We start from the raw sequence: 17,380 nt of genomic DNA, 5'->3' as shown, positions 1-17,380 counted from the left end.
TTACACGAAAAATCCCGGCAGGTCGGGCATGTCGGGATGGGTCACCGCCATCACTTTGAACAGTCCGCCCATCTGATGGCGCGCATCGTCGACGCCGGTGAGACGTTCGAAAGCGTCGATGATCGACTGCGCCTGTTCGGGCGTCGCCTTTTTCGACAAGGTCTCGGCGCGGCGTTCGATGCCAAGCTGCAGCAGAAATTGCGCTTGCGTGACCGGGCCCATCACCTTGGCGCCGCGCGCGCGCGCGGCGCGCGCCAGAGCCGCGAAATCGACGTGCGCGGTCAAATCCGCATCTCCCGGGGTAGCGAGCGGATCGACATAGGCGTGGCGCGACACCGCCTGCAGACTTTCGCCAAGCGACGTCTGCTCATAGCCATAGTCAATGAGCAGCAGCGCGCCGCCCTCGGCGACGAGGCGCGTGGCGATGTCGCCGATGAGCTTTTGGCTTGCGGCGCTGACTTCGATGATCGATCCGTCGCGCGCCGGAACATTGAGCGTCGGCTCGATCTGATCGGACAGTCCGAAGGCGAGTTCGCCTTGAGCGTCGAGCCCGACAAGTTGTTCGCGCCAGCCGCTGGCGGTCTTGACGAAGTGCCTGACGGGCAGGGCGTCGAAAAACTCATTGGCGAGGATAAAGGCCGGACCGGGCGGCGTCTCGGCAAAATCCAAATGCCATTGCGCCGGCTTGGCGGCCCTAGCCAGCGTCTGGCGTTGCGTCTCGCGCAGAACCGGACTGGTTTCGACGAGATGCACGCTGACGGCGGAAAAAAAGTTGGGCGCGATCGGCGTCACCCGCAGCACGTCCGACATCAGCGTGCCGCGGCCGGGTCCGAGTTCGATGAGCCTCGCCTCAGTCGGCGCGCCCGCCGCGCGCCAAGCCTCGGTGACCCAGACGCCGAGCAATTCGCCGAACATCTGGCTGATCTCCGGCGCGGTGACGAAGTCTCCGCCCGCGCCGAACGGGTCGCGCGTCATGTAATAGCCGTAGCGCGGATGCGTCAGACAGAGCGACATGTAGCGCTCGAGCGTCATCGGACCGTCATGAACGATCGTCTCGACGATCTCTCTCTTTAAGGCGCTCATGCCGTCGCGCTCCTTGGGCGCAGCGCGAACAGGATCGCCGCCGCGCCAATCAAAACAAGCGGCGCCGAAAGGACCATGCCCATGGTCAATCCATTGGGCAGCGCTTCCTGCACCGGATCGGGTTCACGAAAAAACTCGCAGAAAATGCGCGCCAGTCCGTAGCCGACGCCAAAAAGGCCGGTGGCGAGCCCCGGGTGTTTGAGCGCGCCGTGGCGCGCGGCGAGCCACAACAGCAGGCCCAGCGCCACGCCTTCAAGCCCCGCCTCATAAAGCTGGCTGGGATGGCGCGAGATGTCGCCCGCGCCGGGAAAGACCATCGCCCAGGGAACGTCGCTTTCGCGCCCCCACATCTCGGGCTTGATGAAATTGGCGAGGCGGCCGAAGAAAAGTCCGATCGGCGCGACCGTGGCGCAAATGTCGCTCACGGTGAGCAGCGGCACGCCGCTGCGACGCGCGTAAAGGACCATGCCGATGATCGCCCCGACGAGGCCGCCGTGGAAGGCCATGCCGCCCTTCCAGGTCTGGAAAATTTCTAACGGGTGCGCGAGGTAAAAGCCCGGATCGTAGATCAGCACATGTCCGAGGCGACCGCCGATGACGACGCCGAAGGCGACGAAGACGAGAAGATCATCGAGAGACTCTCGGCTTGGTCGCGGTTGGCCGCGCCCCCAGAGCGCGTCGTTGGCGGCGAGCGCGCGCAAGCCGAGCCAGCCGAAGATGAAACCGCCGATATAGGCGAGCGCATACCACCGCAGCGGCACGGGCCCGATGTTGACGGCGACAGGATCGATCACAGGAAAGGGAAGCACAAAAATCGGCATTAACCAGGTCCGGGCGCGGGCGCGCGCGTTTAAAACCTACACGCCCAGCCTGTCTTTTACCCGTCGGCCCTGCGGATGTCATGTCCCCTAAAGGTGAAGCGCCCTCGCAGCGTGCGTTCAGGAGGCCCCTCGTCCTTCGAGACGCGGCTTCGATCTTGGGCGCGCCCGAGATCGAAAACCCGACTTGCGGGCGGCTCTCAGGATGAGGGGCCTCAGCTCCGCATTTTTGCATGCTCGATGAAGCAGCCCTCATGCTGAGGAGGTCGCGAAGCGACCGTCTCGAAGCACGAGGGCTGTGATGCCGAATGTAATTACGCCGCCATTTTCTGCGGCATGAAGCGTCCGTAGAAGCTTTCGCCTTTCGCCGCCATGTCGCGCAGCAATTGCGGCGGCTCGAAACGCTTGCCGTATGTCGCGGCGAGCTTATCGCACAGCGCGACGAACGCCTTCGCGCCCATGCCGTCGATGTAGGAGATAACGCCGCCAGTGAAGGGCGCGAAGCCGAAGCCGAGAATGGAGCCGACGTCGGCCTCGCGCGGATCCGTGACGACGCCCTCCGCCATGGCGCGCGCCGCCTCGACCGCCTGCGTCACGAGAAAGCGCTGCTTCATTTCGCTGACGTCGAGCGTATCGGGGTCGATCTCATTCTGCGCCAGTGCAGAGAGGCCGGGCCAGAGGCTTTTCGTTCCATTGGCCTGATAGTCGTAAAAACCCTTGCCGTTCTTGCGGCCGAAGCGGCTGTTTTCCTCAACCATGAAGCGCAGCACGCGCTCCTGCGCGGGATCGACGGAGCCTTCGCCGAGATCTTTCTTCGTCGCCTGCAGGATTTTCCACCCGAGATCGAGCGCGACTTCGTCGTTGAGCGACAATGGCCCAACCGGCATGCCGGCCATGCGGGCGACATTCTCGATCATCGCCGGCGGCACGCCGTTGACAAGCATGATCTGCCCTTCACGAACATAATTGAGCACGCAGCGATTGGCGAAGAAGCCGCGGGAGTCGTTGACGACGATCGGCGTCTTCTTGATGATGCGGACGAAGTCGAGCGCCGTCGCCAGCGCGCGATCGCTCGTTTTCTCGCCCACGATCACTTCGACGAGCAGCATCTTCTCGACGGGCGAGAAGAAATGGATACCGATGAAGTTCTCGGGCTTTTGCGTGGTTTCCGCGAGCGAGGTGATCGGCAGCGTCGAGGTGTTCGAGGCGAAGATCACGTCGGCGCCCACAACCTCCTGCGCGCGCTTGGTGACGTCGGCCTTGACGGCGCGATCCTCGAATACGGCTTCGAGCACGAGATCGCACCCTTTGAGCGCCGCATAATCGGAGGTGGCCAGGACGCGCGCCATCAGCGCGTCCTTGTCGGCGGCGGTGGCGCGGCCCTTGCTGACGGAGCTCGAGATGAGCTTGTCGATCGTCGCCACGCCCTTGTCGGCGCTCGCCTGATCGCGATCGATGAGAACGACGTCGAGGCCGTTGAGCGCGCTGATATAGCCGACGCCCGCGCCCATGAAGCCCGCGCCGATAATGCCGATCTTCTTGAGATTCGTCGGGCCGACGTCCTTTGGTCGATGCGCGCCCTTGTCCAATTCGTTCTTCGAGAGGAACAGCGAGCGGATCATCGCCGCCGCTTCCTTCGAGCGCAGGATATGCGCGAACCAGCGCGACTCGACGGTCAGCGCCTGGTCCATCGGCAATTGCAGCCCTTCATAGACGGCGTGCAGAATGGCCTTGGCGGCGGGATAATTGTCGTAGGTCTCGCGGCGATAGATGGCGTTGGCGGCGGGCCAGATCATCATGCCCGTGGGCGAGAACACTCTGCCGGACGGAGTCTTGAACTCCTTGGCGTCCCACGGCGCCTGCGCCTTGCCGCCGTTGACGATAAAGGCGCGGGCGCGCTCGACGATCTCGGCTTTCGGCGCGATCTCATGCACGAGCTTGGCGCCGAGCGCGGCTCTCGGCTTGATCTGATCGCCCTTGAACAGAAACTGCAGCGCGTCGCCCGTCTGCATGATGCGCGAAACACGCTGCGTGCCGCCGGCGCCCGGAAAGAGCCCGACCTTGATTTCCGGCAGCCCGACCTTTGTCTTGTCATCGTCGGCCATGACGCGGTAGTGGCAGGCGAGCGCGAGTTCGAAGGCGCCGCCAAGACAGACGCCGTGAATGGCGACGGCGAAAGGTTTGCCGCAGGTCTCTAACTTGCGGTAGAGCAGCGACAATCGGCGCGAAAACTCGAAGAAATGCTTGTTCGCCGCGTCTTCGCCCTGCTCCTTGAGCGCCCTGGCGTATTGCGCGGCGCCATGCTGCAGCATGGAAAGATCGGCGCCGCCGGAGAAGGCGGTCTTGCCCGACGCGATCACGCAGCCTTTGACGTCGGGCGCGGCGACCACTGTGTCGATGAGCTGCTCCAGCTCGTCCATCACCTCCGGCGTGATGACGTTCATCGTGCGCTCGGGCATGTCCCAGGTCGCAAGCGCGACGCCATCGGCGCCGGTTTCGAAGTGGAAATTGACGAGGTTCATTGTTTCGTCTCCGAAAGATTTTGCGCTGTATTGAACCTCGTCCTTCGAGACGCCCGCTGCGCGGGCTCCTCAGGATGAGGTTCATAACGTTGCCTCACCCTGAGGAGCGAGCGAAGCTCGCGTCTCGAAGGGCGAGGAAACGTTGCATCTTCATACCCGCTCCACGATCGTCGCGGTGCCCATGCCCGCGCCGATGCAGAGCGTCACCAGCGCGGTCGATTTTCCCGTGCGCTCCAATTCGTCGATCGCAATTCCCATCAGCATGGCGCCCGTCGCGCCGAGCGGATGGCCCATGGCGATGGCGCCGCCATTGACGTTGACCTTGGCGGGATCGAGGTCGAAGGCTTCGAGATAGCGCAGCACGACGGCCGCGAAGGCCTCGTTCACCTCAAAGAGGTCGATGTCGTCGACGGTCATGCCGGCGCGATGCAGCACTTTTTTCGTCACATCGACAGGGCCGGTCAGCATCAGCGCCGGGTCCGAGCCGATATTGGCGTAGGCGCGTATCTTCACGCGCGGCTTCATGCCGAGCTTCTCGCCAGCCTCTTTCGAGCCGACGAGCACCGCCGCCGCGCCGTCGACGATGCCTGAAGAATTGCCGGCATGATGGACGTAATTCAATTTCTCGACTTCCGGATGCGCCTGAATCGCCACGGCGTCGAAGCCGCCCTGTTCGGCGTAAAAGGCGAAGGATGGCTTTAGCGCCGCGAGCGACTGCATGTCGGTTCCCGGCCGCATATGTTCGTCGCGGTCGAGCAGAGTGATGCCGTTGACGTCCTTCACCGGAACGACCGAATGTTTGAAGCGGCCTTCTTCCCACGCCTTCGCCGCGCGCTTTTGCGATTCGACGGCATAGGCGTCGACGTCGTCGCGCGAGAAGCCGTATTTCGTGGCGATGAGATCGGCCGACACGCCCTGCGGCATGAAGTAGGAGGGAATGGCGATCGTCGGATCGACGGGCCAGGCGCCGCCCGACGCGCCGATGCCGACGCGGCTCATGCTCTCGACGCCGCCGCCGATCGCAAGGTCATGCTGGCCGGACATGATTTCGCCGGCGGCGAAATTCACCGAATCCAATCCGGAGGCGCAGAAGCGGTTGATCTGCACGCCGGGCACTTTGTAGGAATAGCCTGATGAAATCGCCGCGGCGCGGGCGATGTCGCCGCCGGCTTCCCCAACCGGATCGACGCAGCCGAGGATCACATCGTCGATCTCGGGGCCGGCGAGCTTGTTGCGCTCCCGGATCGCTTGCAGCGCCGTGACGGCGAGGCCAAGCGAAGAGACCTCATGCAGCGAGCCGTCCGGCTTGCCGCGGCCTCGGGGGGTGCGAACGGCGTCATAGATAAAAGCGTCGGCCATATCGTCTCCTATAACGGCAGTCGGCGGTTGGGCTTCCGCAGTAGGACATGACCATTGCCGACTGCCGAAATCCGACCGCCCTTAAAACATCTCCTCGGGGAGCGACATCATCGTGTCGGCGCCGGTTGAAATGCGCGTCAGGCGCAGGCTCGTTTCGGGCAGCATGCGCTCCATGTAGAAGCGCGCGGTGAGAAGCTTGGCGTCCATGCGCGCCGCTTCATGAGGCTCGCGCGCCTTCTTCTCCATCGCCGCCTGCGCGATCTTCACCCAGATCACGCCGAGCGCGACGCGGCCGAAGAGATGCATATAGTCGTAAGAAGCGGCGCCGGCATTGTCGGGCTTCGTCATGGCGTTCTGCATCAGCCACATCGTCGCCTTTTGGAGATCGTCGAGCGCCGCCTTCACCGGCGCGGCGAAGGACTTCATCGCTTCGTCGGATGCGAGCGGCGCCAACAGCTCCGTGGTGTCCTTGAAATAAGCCATGATCGCGCGGCCGCCGTCGCGCGGCAGTTTGCGGCCGACGAGGTCGAGCGCCTGAATGCCATTGGCGCCCTCGTAAATCATGCTGATGCGCGCATCGCGCACGAACTGCTCCATGCCCCATTCGCGAATATAGCCATGTCCGCCAAGCACCTGCTGGGCCTTGACGGTGTTTTCGAAGCCGATGTCGGTGAGCACGCCCTTGAGCACGGGCGTCAGCAGGCCGAGCCGGTCTTCCGCCGCCTGGCGCGAGGCCGCGTCATCCGATCGGTGCGCGATGTCGCTGTCGAGCGCGGCCGACAGCGCGAAGCCGCGCGCCGCTTCGTTGAAGGCCTTCATCTCGAGCAGCATCCGCCGCACGTCCGGATGCACGATGATCGGGTCGGCCGGCTTTCCGGGGTCTTTCGGACCGGAGAGCGCGCGGCCCTGCAGACGCTCCTTGGCGTATTGCGCCGCGTTCTGGTAGGCGACCTCGGACTGGGCGAGACCTTGCATCGCCACGCCGAGCCGCGCCTCATTCATCATCACGAACATGGCGTTCAGTCCGCGATTGGCTTCGCCGACCAGAAAGCCTTGCGCGCCGTCGTAATTCATGACGCAGGTGGCGTTGCCGTGGATGCCCATCTTTTCCTCGATGGAGCCACAGCTGACGCCGTTGCGCGGTCCAAGCGCGCCGTCGCCGTCGACCAGGAACTTCGGCACGACGAAGAGCGAGATGCCTTTCACGCCGGCGGGCGCGCCCTCGATGCGCGCGAGCACGAGATGCACGATATTTTCGGTCAGATCATGCTCGCCGGCGGAGATGAAGATCTTCTGTCCGGTGATCGAATAGGAGCCGTCGCCACGCGGCGTCGCCTTGGTCGTCAGCAGGCCGAGATCGGTGCCGCATTGCGGTTCGGTCAGATTCATCGTGCCCGACCAGCGGCCTTCGGCCATCTTGGGCACATAAAGCTTCTTCTGCTTGTCGTCGCCGTGGCGCAGCAGAGCGGCGAGCGCGCCTTGCGTCAGACCTGGATACATGGCGAAGGACATATTCGCCGAGGAGGCGAACTCGTTCATCGCCATGGCGAGCGTATAGGGCAGGCCTTGTCCGCCATATTCCTCGGGCACGGCGAGACTGATCCAGCCTCCCTGAGCGAAAGCGTCATGCGCTCCCTTGAAGCCGGGCGGGGTGGAGACTGAGGCGTCGTCGTGGCGCTTGCAGCCCTTTTCGTCGCCAATCTGGTTGAGCGGCGCGAGCGCCTCCTCGCAGATCTTTCCCCCCTCCAGGAGGATTTGCGACAGGACGTCCGGCGTCACGTCCGCGAAGCCTGGCAGATTGCCGAAACGCTGAAAATTCAAGACATCATTTAGCAGGAAGAGGGTGTCGTCTACAGGCGCCTTGTAGCTCGGCATCAACGCCTCCTTGCAAGCCGGCGCTTGGCGCCGAGCCGTCGCGCCGCGATTCTCTCGGGCTGCGTCATAGGTAGAGAGGCGCCGGCGCGGGCGCAAGCGAGCCGCTGTGTGACAATCGTGAACGCGACGGCTCTTTAGAGCCGTTTCTTAACGGCTTCTTTACTGCGATCGACGGAAAGTCACGGCGGTCGGCGGCCCGCGCCGACAGTAGCGCGCGATTCGCGCGCACGCGTTGGTTCCACCGCGTTTTTGTCCCAATTTCCACGGGTCGGCCCCGCCGGACAGCCACATGACCAAGGCGCAATTTCCTGATCAGGGTCGTCCAGGTTCCAAGTCGCTCGAAGATCAGCGCGATCGGGGAGGAAATTTTCCCGACGCGGAAGAGTCGCGCGATGAGAACCGTGGCGACGACGACACCATCTGGCGGTCGATCGCCGCGCTCTCCAAAAGCCGTATCGAGAGCCAGCTCGGCGAGCAGCCGTCCGCAAACGCGCGGCCGATTCGCAACGCGCTGGCGGAGCTCGAAGCCCGGCTGGCGCGGCTGTCGGGCGAACACCGCGGCGCCGACGTCGAGAAGACGTTGCGCGGCCTTGATCAGCATCTCGCCGAAATTGCAGGACGGCTGGACGACAATGCGGCGCGCGGGCGCGTAGCGAAGCCGGCCTTGACGTCGGGCGCTTCCGCCGGATCGCGCTTTGAGGCGCTGCAGCGCTCGATCGATTCCGTCACGCAGGGTTTAGACAGCTTTCGCGAGGACGCCGCGGAGCGCGGCGACCAGCAACTCGTGATGATGCGACAAATCGAGAACGTCCGTCGCGAACTCCAGGACGTGGCGCAAGCGATCGGCGAACTCGCGCCGCGCGCATCCGTCGCCGCGATCGAAACGGCGATGGGCGATCTCCGCCAGGGCATCGAGTCGCAGCGCGGCCGCGGCGTTCCAGACGAGACGCTCGCGCCTGCCGAAAGAATGATCGGCGAATTGCGCGCCGTGATCGAAGATCTCGATCCGACTCCCATCGTGCGTAACCTGCGCGCCGACGTCGAAACCATCGGCATCAGGCTGGAGAAGCTGCAGACGGGAGATGTTGCGAACGCTTCGGCCGTGCGCGACCTGGCGCACGAAACTCATGAGATCAAGGAACAGCTGTCGGCGCTTCTGGCCCGCCCGCTGCCGCTTGAGAGAATCGAAACACGCATCATCGACGTTACGCAACGTGTCGACGCGCTGGCGCTTTCACGTGGCGCGTCCGGCGCGGATCTTGGCGAAGTGGTCAAGGCGATCCGTTCCATCGTCGCGGCGGAAACAGGCAAGGGACTGGAGACCTTCAACAAGCGGCTCGAACGGCTCGCGCGCAAGCTTGACGTCGTCGCCGAACAAACGTCGGCGGCGCGGTTCGACGAAATCGGCGAGCGCATCGACGAACTCGGCAAGACGCTGACGCAGCGCATCGATCGCGGCGCCGCGAACATGGCCCCCCTCGAAGCGCTCATCACATCGCTCGCCAAAAAAATCGATACGGCGCTGGACGGCGACAATCACGCCTCGGCGTTCGAGGAGATCGGCCGCAGGTTCGATCGGTTCGAGTCCCGCGTCCTGGAAAGCGCGCCGACTGAATCGCTCGCGCGCATAGAGGCCACGCTTGCCGAACAGAACGCTGAACGTCAGTTCGCCGATCTCGCGCAGCGCATCGATGAGCTTCGACAGACGATCGCCGAACGATTGGCAGGCCCCGCCGGCGCCGGCGATTCCGAACATTTCGCCGCTCTCGAGAATCTGGTGCGCGGCCTCGACAGAAAAATGGACGCCGCGTTCGCCGCCGATGTGCGGGATCTCGATCTGCAGGCTGTCGAGCGCCAGCTCGCGCAGCTCTCGTTCAAGATCGACCGGCTCGACGATCCCTTCTCAGCGCCGAGATTTGGCGAACAGAACGCTCGACTCGACGACATCGTCGAGCGCCTCGACCGTATGCACGCCGCCTTTGCGCAGCGGGTCGAAGACGGCGCGCGCGTCGAGAAACGAGAGAGCGAACTGGCGGCTCTCGTCGGGTCGCTCGCCGACCGCATGAAGCAGTCGGCTGATCCCATGGCCGATGGCGGCGCGCTCAAATCGCTTGAAACTCAGATCGGCGCGCTGGCGCAGCGGCTCGAACGACTCGACGCAGGGAGCGGCGCGCTCATCGGCTTTGAATCGAAGATCACCGATCTTTTCGCGCGCCTGGAGGACACGCGGTCCGCAACGGCGGAGGCGGCGGTTCGCCGGGCCGCCACGGAGGTTCTCCGCGATGCGGCGGGCGTTCAGCCGGCGGCCGTGCGCGTCGCTGTGCAGCGCGAATTGAACGAATTGCTCAGGACGCAAGACGCGAGCGGCCAGCGCACGAATGAGATGCTGACGGCGGTCCATGAAACGCTCGAGCGCGTCGTCAAATGTTTGGGTGTTTCTGATGACGAAGTGACCGAGAACCGCGGCGCCGCGCGGCGCTCGACCGATGCAGAACTCGGGCTCGAACGTTGCGGCGAGGATACGCGCGAGCGCCTCGGCGCGCCGGCCGCCGCTGACGCCAAGGATGCTGAAGGCGAAGCCTTGGCGCCGATTGATCCGATGGAGTTCCTGCTGCCGGTTGGCGAGGGGGGCGTCGAACGGCGCGAGCCCTTCATGGGGCCGCCAGGACCGGAGGCCGATCAGGCCGCGCATCGCAATTCCATTCAGTCGGACTTTATCGCCGCCGCGCGCCGCGCCGCGCAAGCGCCTGCGGCTGACGCCCAGTCGGACGAAGCGGCGCGCCACGCGGGACAGGCCCAGGAAAAGCCGCAGGGCGCCGCCGTGGTCAATTTCAGCGCCCTCATTCAGGACCGCAAGCGTCCGCTGCTCTTAGGCCTTGCCGCGGTCATGCTGCTGATCGGCGCCTATCAGATTGCGCGCATGGAGGGGCAGGGCGGCTTGACGCTCGGGCCGTCGCTCAGACAGCAGGAGGCGAAGGCGCCAGCCAAGGCGGTTCGGCCGGCGTTGTCGCCGGAAAAGCGGCTGGCCTCCAACAGCGCCTCGTCGCCGGCGATCGCGCAACGCCCGACCAAAGAGCTTCCCTCTGGCGCGGCGCCGGCGGCGTCCGCTGCGCGACCCGTCGCCGTGCAGCAGAACATCGATCCGACGCCCACCGGAACGATCGAGGCGCCGCCGCTGTCGCCCGGCGACGCCTTGGCGACGATCGAGCGCCTCGCCGTTGAGGGCAACCCGGCCGCCCAATACGAAATGGGCGCGCGTCTGGTCGAGGGACGCGGCGCCGCGCGCGACGCCAAGGCGGCCGCGCACTGGTTTCAAAAGGCGGCCGAAGTGGGCCTGGCGCTCGCCCAATACCGCCTGGGTTCGATGTATGAGAGGGGCGTCGGGGTCGCGCGCGACTACGCCCGCGCCAGGCAGTGGTACGAGCGCGCGGCCGAGTCCGGCAACGCCCGCGCCATGCATAATGTCGCCGTGCTTCTCGCCGAGGGCGGCGACGGCAAGCCGGACTACGCCGCCGCTGCGGAGTGGTTCCGTCGGGCGGCCGAATACGGCATCCGCGACAGCCAGTTCAACCTCGGCATCCTCTACGCCCGCGGCCTCGGCATTAGCCGCGATCTGCAGCAATCCTACGTGTGGTTTTCCGCCGCAGCGGACCAGGGCGATGAAGACGCGGCCAAAAAGCGCAACGAAATCGGCGCCCGGCTCGATTCCAAAGAGCTTGCCGCGGCCAAGGCGCTGGCCGCCGCGTTCCGCGCCAAAATTCCGACCTCGGAGGCGAATGACGCGCCGGCGATCCGGACGGGCGCCGGCCAAGGCGCCCGGGAGCAGACCCCGGTCAAGCCGGCGCCGAAGTCGCCTTCCGGCAAGCCGCGGGTCTCGCAGCTTTGAAGCCTCGCTTGCCGGGCCATTAACGATTCGTCTACGGGATCGCTCCTATTGTCCCATCGAGCGAGCTTGCCGGCGCAGCGCGTGCGGACATGTGGCTCGCCCGTCTTGGGAGAGTAAGATGCGCAGAACTATTGCGACGCTTTCGGCGGCTTTGGCTCTAGGCGCCGCAGTTGCGCCGGCGCGCGCCGATTCAGCCGGCCCGGCCATTGCGGCGGGCATTGGCGGGTTTGCGCTAGGCGCCATCACCGGCGGGGCGCTCGCCAATTCGGGGCCGCCCGTGGTCTATGCGCCCGCGCCCGTCTATGTCGCGCCGCCGCCGGTGTGCTGGGTCGAGCGCCGTCCCGTCTTTGACGAATATGGCGAGGTGATCGGCTCCCGCCCGCGTCGCGTTTGCGAGTGACGCGCTCTTTTCACGACCGATACGGCTCATGAAAAAGCCGCGTCCTTACGCTAGAATTCGCGCCATGAAGGCACATCATCTTCTGGCGGCGCTTGCCGCGCTCATGCTCACGGCCGCGCCCGCCCGCGCCGAATGGTCGAGCTGCCTCTCCAGTCTGCGCGCCGCCGCGGCCGGCGCCGGCGTCGGCCAGCAGACGATCGCGTCGGCGACGAATGGGCTCGCCCCCAACGACGCCGTCAGCTTCATGGATAAGCAGCCGGAGTTTACGACGCCTGTCTGGGACTATGTCGCCGGGCTCGTCGACGAGGAGCGCGTGGACGAAGGGCGCGTGATGCTGCATCAGCATTCCCGCGCGCTGCACGCCGCGGAAAGCCGCTACGGCGTCGACGCCCCGACCATCGTCGCCGTGTGGGGCGTCGAATCCGACTTCGGCAAGAGCTTCGGCAAGCGCCCCGTGGTGCAGAGCCTCGCGACGCTCGCCTGCGAAGCGCCGCGCCGCAATGACTATTGGCGCAAGGAATTTATCGCCGCGCTCAAAATCCTCGACCACGGCGATATCGCGCCGGAGGAGTTCTACGGCTCCTGGGCGGGCGCCTTCGGCCACACGCAATTCATGCCGTCGACCTTTCTCGGCATGGCGGTCGATCTCGACGGCGACGGCAGACGCAATATCGCCAGCTCGGCGGCCGACTCGCTCGGCTCGACGGCGAATTATCTGCGCAAGAGCGGCTGGCGCGCCGGCATGCCCTGGGGCTTCGAGGTGCGTCTGCCGGAAGGCTATTCCGGACCTTCCGGACGCAAGGGACGCCAATCCATGGGCTTCTGGCAGGCGCGCGGCGTGACGCGCCTCGACGGCGGCGGCCTCGGCGAGGGAGCTGCGGCGCTGCTGCTGCCGGCGGGGCGGAACGGCCCGGCGTTCCTGGTGACGAAAAATTTCGACGCGGTCTACGCCTATAACGCCTCCGAATCTTACGCGCTGGCGATCTGCGTCCTCTCCGACAGGCTGCGCGGACGGCCGGGCATTCAAACGCCATGGCCGACCGACGATCCGGGCCTCTCGCGCGCCGAGCGCCGCGAATTGCAGGCGCTTCTGACCCGCAGCGGCTATGACGTCGGCGACTCCGATGGCGTGATCGGAACGAAAACCAAAGAGGCGATCGCCGACTTTCAGTCGCGCGCCGGCTTGCAGCGCAATGGCCGCGCCGGGCTAAAGGTTCTTAACGCCTTGCGCGGACGGTAGGATCGGCGACGTCTCCACGTTGAAATCGGGTTCGGCGGCTGGGTCGTTGACCAATTTGAGGTCGTCGGCGATCCAGGCCTTCGTCAGCTCCCAAACGACGGCGAGCACGACCGGTCCTGCGAACAGGCCGGCGATGCCATGCGCCAGAACGCCGCCGATCACGCCCACGAAAATCACCGGTATCGGCGTCGACAGCCCATGCGCGAAAATGAAGGGCTTCAGCACGTTGTCCACGTAATTGACGCTGAGCATGCAGACCGTCAGCGCCAGCGCCGGCCCGGTCGCCAAGGTCGTCCACGCCCAGAAGATGACAGGCGCCACGACGATCAACGGCCCGATCTGAACAATGCCGAGAACCAGAATGGCGATCGTCAGCAGGCTCGCGCCCGGCACGTCGGCCAGATACATGCCGGCGCCGCCAACGACGGCCTGCAACAGCGACAGCCCCATGACGCCGCGCGAAACCGCGTTGATCGTCGCGCCGGCGAGATCGACGAATTTCTCGCCGCTGGAAGGGTCGATGCGCCGCGATAGCGCGCGCGCCCCTGCGAGCATTTGCGGCGCGGCGGCGAGAATGAAGCCCATGAGCAGGACGGAGACGAGAAATTTGAGCGTGCCTGCGCCTGCGCTCTTCGCCATGTCGAGCAAGAATTCCCCGGCGGGCTTCAGCTGCGGCAAAACTTGAGTGAAGGCGCTGCGCAGATTGGTCGAGGCCAGCAGCCAGAAGGAATAGAGCTGCTCGCCGACGAACGGCCAGTCCTTGATCGAGGCGGGCGGCGGCGGCACCGCGATATCGCCCGTCTCGATGCCCGCCATCACTGCCTTGATGGGGTCGATGGCGCCGACCGCCATCCAGGTGACGGGCCCGATGATCAGCACGAGTCCGGCGATCGTCATCAAAACGGCGGCTGTTATTGGCCGGCCGCCCAATATTTCCGCCACCACGCGAAAGATCGGATAGAGCGCCACGGCGAGCACGACGCTCCACAGAATAATCGCCGCGAACGGCAGGACGATGATGAAGGTCCAGTAGATCAGCGCGCCGATCGCGAACAGGCGGATCGCCAGTTCGATGACCAGCGCGTTGAAGCGGCGGTCGGAGCCGTTAAGGCCGTTGGGTTGATCGTTCACCGGCGTACTCTCGCCATCCCGCAAAGTTTGCATCGCAATAGAGTGAAGACTTGGCGGGCGTCTGACAAGAGGAGCAGTTTTGGCAGGGTATCGGGCGAGGAGATTCCGGGCGAACCGCTTGCCGAACGCCAGCGAAGCCCTGCGGCGTCACCGCGCCCTAATAGTCGCCGCTGCCAACCAAAGGATGGATGCCGCCGGCGCCGCGATCGGCGTTCTGCCGAGTGCGTTTGCCGGTTTTTGTCGATTGATCCGATTTCGAGGCCGAAACGGATTTGGCGGTGGATTTCGAGGACGCCGCGGAGGCCGGCGGCGCAGCAATTGCGCAGGCGACAATCAAAGCAAGAATGTAACGCATGGGGTTACTCCCTGGGCCAGGAGGTCCATCGACCAGGCCCCAGCCATTAGGTAGCACAATTCGCCGCGCAGGCGAGCGCGTCGGGCGCCCCCCGCGGCGCTTCGACAAGCCTTGCGCATTCTGCGATAGACTGTCCGCTCCACATCGAAAGATTCGAGCCGCATGACCATCCGCCTCCACCAGGGCGATCTCCCCGAGGGGATCGGCGCTGGCGCCATTGTCGCGATCGACACCGAGACTCTGGGCCTCAATCCGCATCGTGACCGTCTGTGCCTGGCGCAGCTCTCCTTCGGCGACGGCAACGCCGAGCTCGTCCAGTTCGGGCGCGGTCAGACGCGCGCGCCCAATCTCGAGCGCCTGCTCGCCGATCCGGCCGTTCTGAAGCTCTTCCACTTCGCCCGTTTCGACATCGGCATCTTGGCCAAGACCTTCGGCTTCGTTCCGGCGCCGGTCTATTGCACCAAGATCGCCTCGAAGCTCGCGCGCACCTATACGGACCGGCATGGCCTCAAGGATCTCGTGCGCGAGCTTCTTGGCGTCGAGATTTCGAAGCAGCAGCAGTCGTCGGACTGGGGCGCCCCGGTTCTCTCCGACGCGCAGCAGGCCTATGCGGCGTCGGACGTTCTCTATCTGCATCAGCTCAGGGACAAGCTCGACGCCATGCTCGCCCGCGAGGGCCGCGCCGAACTGGCGCAGGCCTGTTTTGACTTTCTGCCCGCCCGCGCCCGACTCGACCTCGCCGGTTGGCCGGAAACGGATATTTTTGCCCATGAGTAAGGGCCATGGCGAGTCAGGCTTTGGCTTTGCCTCGAATTCGCCACCTGCACGCCTCATGATCACGTCATGACCGACGTCTTGCCGGCGCCCAGCGCCCGCGATCGCCTGGGCGGCCTTGTTGCGCCGCGCCAGAGCGCCTTTCCGGAGGCGCTGCGCCACACGACGCGCGTTGCGCACCTGCGCCGCTGGATCCTTTGGGGGGCGGGCGGCGTCGTTGGAATCGTCGGCCTCGGCCTGCTGATCAGTTCGCTGCGCTTTCTGCCCGCCGATCTGAGCCTGGCGCGCGTTGCGCTCAAAGGCTCCCGCATCGTCATCGAGAGCCCCAAGCTCGTCGGCTATCGCAAGGACGGGCGTCCCTATGAAGTGCGCGCGCTTGTGGGCACGCAAGATCTGGCGAAGCCTGATGTCTTTGAACTCGATCAGCTCGAGGTCCGGGTCGAGAACTCCAAGGACAATTCCATAGTCCTGTCGGCGGCGAAGGGCGTTTACAACAGGAAAGCCGATCGGGCCGATATGACTGGCGGCGTCAATATCCACGAAGACAACAACTTCGACATGCGGCTCGAGTCGGCGGTCATGGATTTCAAGGATAGCGTGATGACGTCCGACAAGCCCGTGCTCTTGAAGATCGACGGCGGCGAGGTCACCGCGCAGTCTGTCGCATTTTCCCAAAAGGACCGTCACGCGAGTTTCGCGGGCGGCGTCCATTCGGTGCTATACGGTGAGGGCGATGCGCCTTCGCAAACTTCCGGCGCCGCGACCAAGGACTAAATGCGCCGCCACCTCTTCGTTCTCTCCCTAGCTGCGCTCGTCGCCGCGACGCCGGCCAGCGCCGCGGGCCGCTCGGGCGGCATTCTGCCGGGCGCCTCCGCCAAGGATCCGCTCAACATTGACGCGGGCAAGCTCGATTATTTCGAGAAAGAGCAGAAGCTCATCTACTCCGGCAGCGTGATCGTCACGAATGGGCCCTCGACGCTCAAGGCCTCGCGCCTCATCATTTTTCTCGAGGGAAAGGGCGCCGGACAACCCGCCGCGACGACGAACGACCGCGTCAAACATATCGACGCCGAAGGTCCGGTGACGCTGGTTTCAAAGGACCAGATCGGCACGGGCGATCGGGGCAGCTACGACAAGGCCGAAAACAAGGTTTATCTTATCGGCAACGTCACGCTCACCCAAGCCGAGAATATCGTGAAGGGCGACAAGCTCGTCTATGACGTGACGACCGGCATGGCGACCGTGCAGGGCGGCGCGGCGCAGGGGGGCCGGGTGCGCAGCACCTTCACACCGAAAAACCAATAAGGCTTCTTAAGACTTAGTGGGACGCGGACGTCACCAGCTCGTCGAGCATCCGCTTGCGCTTCGCTTCGTAGTAGTAGCCGCCGGCATAGAGCCTGATCGCCCGGCCTTCATCGCCGCCGCTGACCTTATAGGCGTTGGCGAGATACGGCACCGCGAACGCAAGATTGGTGTCGGCGTCGAGAAGACCGCTCGCCGGGCCCTGATAGCCCATGTGTCGCGCCGTGTCGTGACGGATCTGCATCAGCCCCCAATAGGGTCCATGCCGGGCGTGGGGATTATAATTGCTCTCGCGGCGAATTGAGCGATGAATGAGCGATTCCGGAATGTCATAGATGCGGGCGTAATGGGAGATTCGCGCATGCAGCGCGTCCTGGCCGGTGAGCTCGGTCGCCTTGGCGGCCTCTTCATAGGCGGCGGGGGCTGACGCGACGGGCGACTCCTGCGGCGCACAGCCCGCGAGCGGCAGAGCGCCGATGGCGAAAAAGGCAGCGGCTCGGCGGAATAGTCTCATCTAAAAAATCCCTCATGACCGCCCACGGCCCAGCTGGGAAATGCGCCATGCACAAATGGCGAATTCGTGGCGGTCACGCTTCGGCGCGTTGATTTCTGTGGGCGGCCGACTACCTGGCCAA

Annotated in this window: 14 protein-coding genes; 6 read left to right on the top strand and 8 right to left on the bottom strand. The window is 64.9% G+C overall.

Features of this window, described 5'->3' with window-relative positions:
• The 5 genes from IYX23_RS18780 to IYX23_RS18760 form a co-directional block, all read right to left on the bottom strand.
• Positions 1 to 1,083 carry a class I SAM-dependent methyltransferase gene (locus IYX23_RS18780; protein WP_196394476.1) on the bottom strand — a complete coding sequence of 361 codons (1,083 nt, stop codon included), beginning with the start codon at positions 1,081 to 1,083 and terminating at the stop codon, positions 1 to 3.
• Positions 1,080 to 1,904 (bottom strand): prolipoprotein diacylglyceryl transferase, encoded by an 825-nt coding sequence (gene lgt, locus IYX23_RS18775; RefSeq protein ID WP_196394475.1) that lies wholly within the window; start codon positions 1,902 to 1,904, stop codon positions 1,080 to 1,082. The genes IYX23_RS18780 and lgt overlap by 4 nt, the downstream gene beginning before the upstream one ends.
• 311 nt (positions 1,905 to 2,215) lie before the next feature.
• Positions 2,216 to 4,423, bottom strand: a complete 2,208-nt coding sequence (locus IYX23_RS18770) for a 3-hydroxyacyl-CoA dehydrogenase NAD-binding domain-containing protein (RefSeq protein WP_196394474.1) — start codon at positions 4,421 to 4,423, stop codon at positions 2,216 to 2,218.
• A 150-nt stretch (positions 4,424 to 4,573) separates the two neighbouring features.
• A complete protein-coding gene (locus IYX23_RS18765) occupies positions 4,574 to 5,782 on the bottom strand; it encodes an acetyl-CoA C-acetyltransferase (protein ID WP_196394473.1) in 1,209 nt (402 codons plus the stop codon).
• A gap of 81 nt (positions 5,783 to 5,863) precedes the next feature.
• The gene (locus IYX23_RS18760) at positions 5,864 to 7,657 is read right to left on the bottom strand and encodes an acyl-CoA dehydrogenase C-terminal domain-containing protein (RefSeq protein ID WP_196394472.1); all 1,794 of its coding nucleotides are present in this window, start codon (positions 7,655 to 7,657) and stop codon (positions 5,864 to 5,866) included.
• Positions 7,658 to 7,946: 289 nt separating this feature from the next.
• Here IYX23_RS18760 and IYX23_RS18755 point away from each other — a divergent pair, with 289 nt between their 5' ends.
• The 3 genes from IYX23_RS18755 to IYX23_RS18745 all read left to right on the top strand — a co-directional run bounded on the left by IYX23_RS18755 (position 7,947) and on the right by IYX23_RS18745 (position 13,183).
• A complete protein-coding gene (locus tag IYX23_RS18755) occupies positions 7,947 to 11,543 on the top strand; it encodes an SEL1-like repeat protein (protein ID WP_196394471.1) in 3,597 nt (1,198 codons plus the stop codon).
• Positions 11,544 to 11,661: 118 nt separating this feature from the next.
• Positions 11,662 to 11,943 (top strand): hypothetical protein, encoded by a 282-nt coding sequence (locus IYX23_RS18750; protein ID WP_196394470.1) that lies wholly within the window; start codon positions 11,662 to 11,664, stop codon positions 11,941 to 11,943.
• 64 nt (positions 11,944 to 12,007) lie between these two features.
• Positions 12,008 to 13,183, top strand: coding sequence for a lytic murein transglycosylase (locus tag IYX23_RS18745; RefSeq protein ID WP_196394469.1), 1,176 nt, complete (start codon positions 12,008 to 12,010; stop codon positions 13,181 to 13,183).
• On the opposite strand, the gene IYX23_RS18740 is transcribed toward IYX23_RS18745, so the two are convergent.
• Together IYX23_RS18740 and IYX23_RS18735 are read right to left on the bottom strand one after the other, a co-directional pair.
• Positions 13,151 to 14,314: an AI-2E family transporter gene (locus IYX23_RS18740; RefSeq protein WP_196394468.1), complete on the bottom strand. Its 1,164-nt coding sequence runs from the start codon at positions 14,312 to 14,314 to the stop codon at positions 13,151 to 13,153. The two genes, IYX23_RS18745 and IYX23_RS18740, sit on opposite strands and share 33 nt — an antisense overlap.
• Before the next feature lie 157 nt (positions 14,315 to 14,471).
• Positions 14,472 to 14,669, bottom strand: coding sequence for a hypothetical protein (locus IYX23_RS18735; RefSeq protein WP_196394467.1), 198 nt, complete (start codon positions 14,667 to 14,669; stop codon positions 14,472 to 14,474).
• A 162-nt stretch (positions 14,670 to 14,831) separates the two neighbouring features.
• Between IYX23_RS18735 and IYX23_RS18730 the strand changes: the two genes are divergently transcribed.
• The 3 genes from IYX23_RS18730 (at position 14,832) to lptA (ending at position 16,748) form a co-directional block, all read left to right on the top strand.
• On the top strand, positions 14,832 to 15,446 hold the full coding sequence (locus IYX23_RS18730; RefSeq protein WP_196394466.1) for a ribonuclease D: 615 nt from the start codon (positions 14,832 to 14,834) through the stop codon (positions 15,444 to 15,446).
• A 66-nt stretch (positions 15,447 to 15,512) separates the two neighbouring features.
• Positions 15,513 to 16,217, top strand: coding sequence for an LPS export ABC transporter periplasmic protein LptC (gene lptC, locus IYX23_RS18725; protein ID WP_196394465.1), 705 nt, complete (start codon positions 15,513 to 15,515; stop codon positions 16,215 to 16,217).
• On the top strand, positions 16,218 to 16,748 hold the full coding sequence (gene lptA, locus IYX23_RS18720) for a lipopolysaccharide transport periplasmic protein LptA (RefSeq protein ID WP_029651623.1): 531 nt from the start codon (positions 16,218 to 16,220) through the stop codon (positions 16,746 to 16,748).
• Positions 16,749 to 16,761: 13 nt separating this feature from the next.
• On the opposite strand, the gene IYX23_RS18715 is transcribed toward lptA, so the two are convergent.
• A complete protein-coding gene (locus tag IYX23_RS18715; protein WP_196394464.1) occupies positions 16,762 to 17,259 on the bottom strand; it encodes a lytic transglycosylase domain-containing protein in 498 nt (165 codons plus the stop codon).
• Positions 17,260 to 17,380 lie beyond the last annotated feature (121 nt).

This window comes from Methylocystis sp. L43 (genome assembly GCF_015709525.1).
Classification (GTDB): Bacteria; Pseudomonadota; Alphaproteobacteria; order Rhizobiales; family Beijerinckiaceae; genus Methylocystis.
Note: the sequence above shows the minus strand (reverse complement) of the source record. Positions and strands in the feature narration are given on the sequence as shown.

Bases quoted from the DNA above. Each gene is read 5' to 3' on its own strand.
- IYX23_RS18715 (WP_196394464.1), bottom strand. From the start codon at position 17,259: ATGAGACTATTCCGCCGAGCCGCTGCCTTTTTCGCCATCGGCGCTCTG.
- IYX23_RS18745 (WP_196394469.1), top strand. From the start codon at position 12,008: ATGAAGGCACATCATCTTCTGGCGGCGCTTGCCGCGCTCATGCTCACG.
- IYX23_RS18750 (WP_196394470.1), top strand. From the start codon at position 11,662: ATGCGCAGAACTATTGCGACGCTTTCGGCGGCTTTGGCTCTAGGCGCC.
- lgt (WP_196394475.1), bottom strand. From the start codon at position 1,904: ATGCCGATTTTTGTGCTTCCCTTTCCTGTGATCGATCCTGTCGCCGTC.
- IYX23_RS18760 (WP_196394472.1), bottom strand. From the start codon at position 7,657: ATGCCGAGCTACAAGGCGCCTGTAGACGACACCCTCTTCCTGCTAAAT.
- IYX23_RS18755 (WP_196394471.1), top strand. From the start codon at position 7,947: ATGACCAAGGCGCAATTTCCTGATCAGGGTCGTCCAGGTTCCAAGTCG.
- IYX23_RS18770 (WP_196394474.1), bottom strand. From the start codon at position 4,423: ATGAACCTCGTCAATTTCCACTTCGAAACCGGCGCCGATGGCGTCGCG.
- IYX23_RS18765 (WP_196394473.1), bottom strand. From the start codon at position 5,782: ATGGCCGACGCTTTTATCTATGACGCCGTTCGCACCCCCCGAGGCCGC.
- IYX23_RS18730 (WP_196394466.1), top strand. From the start codon at position 14,832: ATGACCATCCGCCTCCACCAGGGCGATCTCCCCGAGGGGATCGGCGCT.
- lptC (WP_196394465.1), top strand. From the start codon at position 15,513: ATGACCGACGTCTTGCCGGCGCCCAGCGCCCGCGATCGCCTGGGCGGC.
- IYX23_RS18780 (WP_196394476.1), bottom strand. From the start codon at position 1,083: ATGAGCGCCTTAAAGAGAGAGATCGTCGAGACGATCGTTCATGACGGT.
- IYX23_RS18735 (WP_196394467.1), bottom strand. From the start codon at position 14,669: ATGCGTTACATTCTTGCTTTGATTGTCGCCTGCGCAATTGCTGCGCCG.
- lptA (WP_029651623.1), top strand. From the start codon at position 16,218: ATGCGCCGCCACCTCTTCGTTCTCTCCCTAGCTGCGCTCGTCGCCGCG.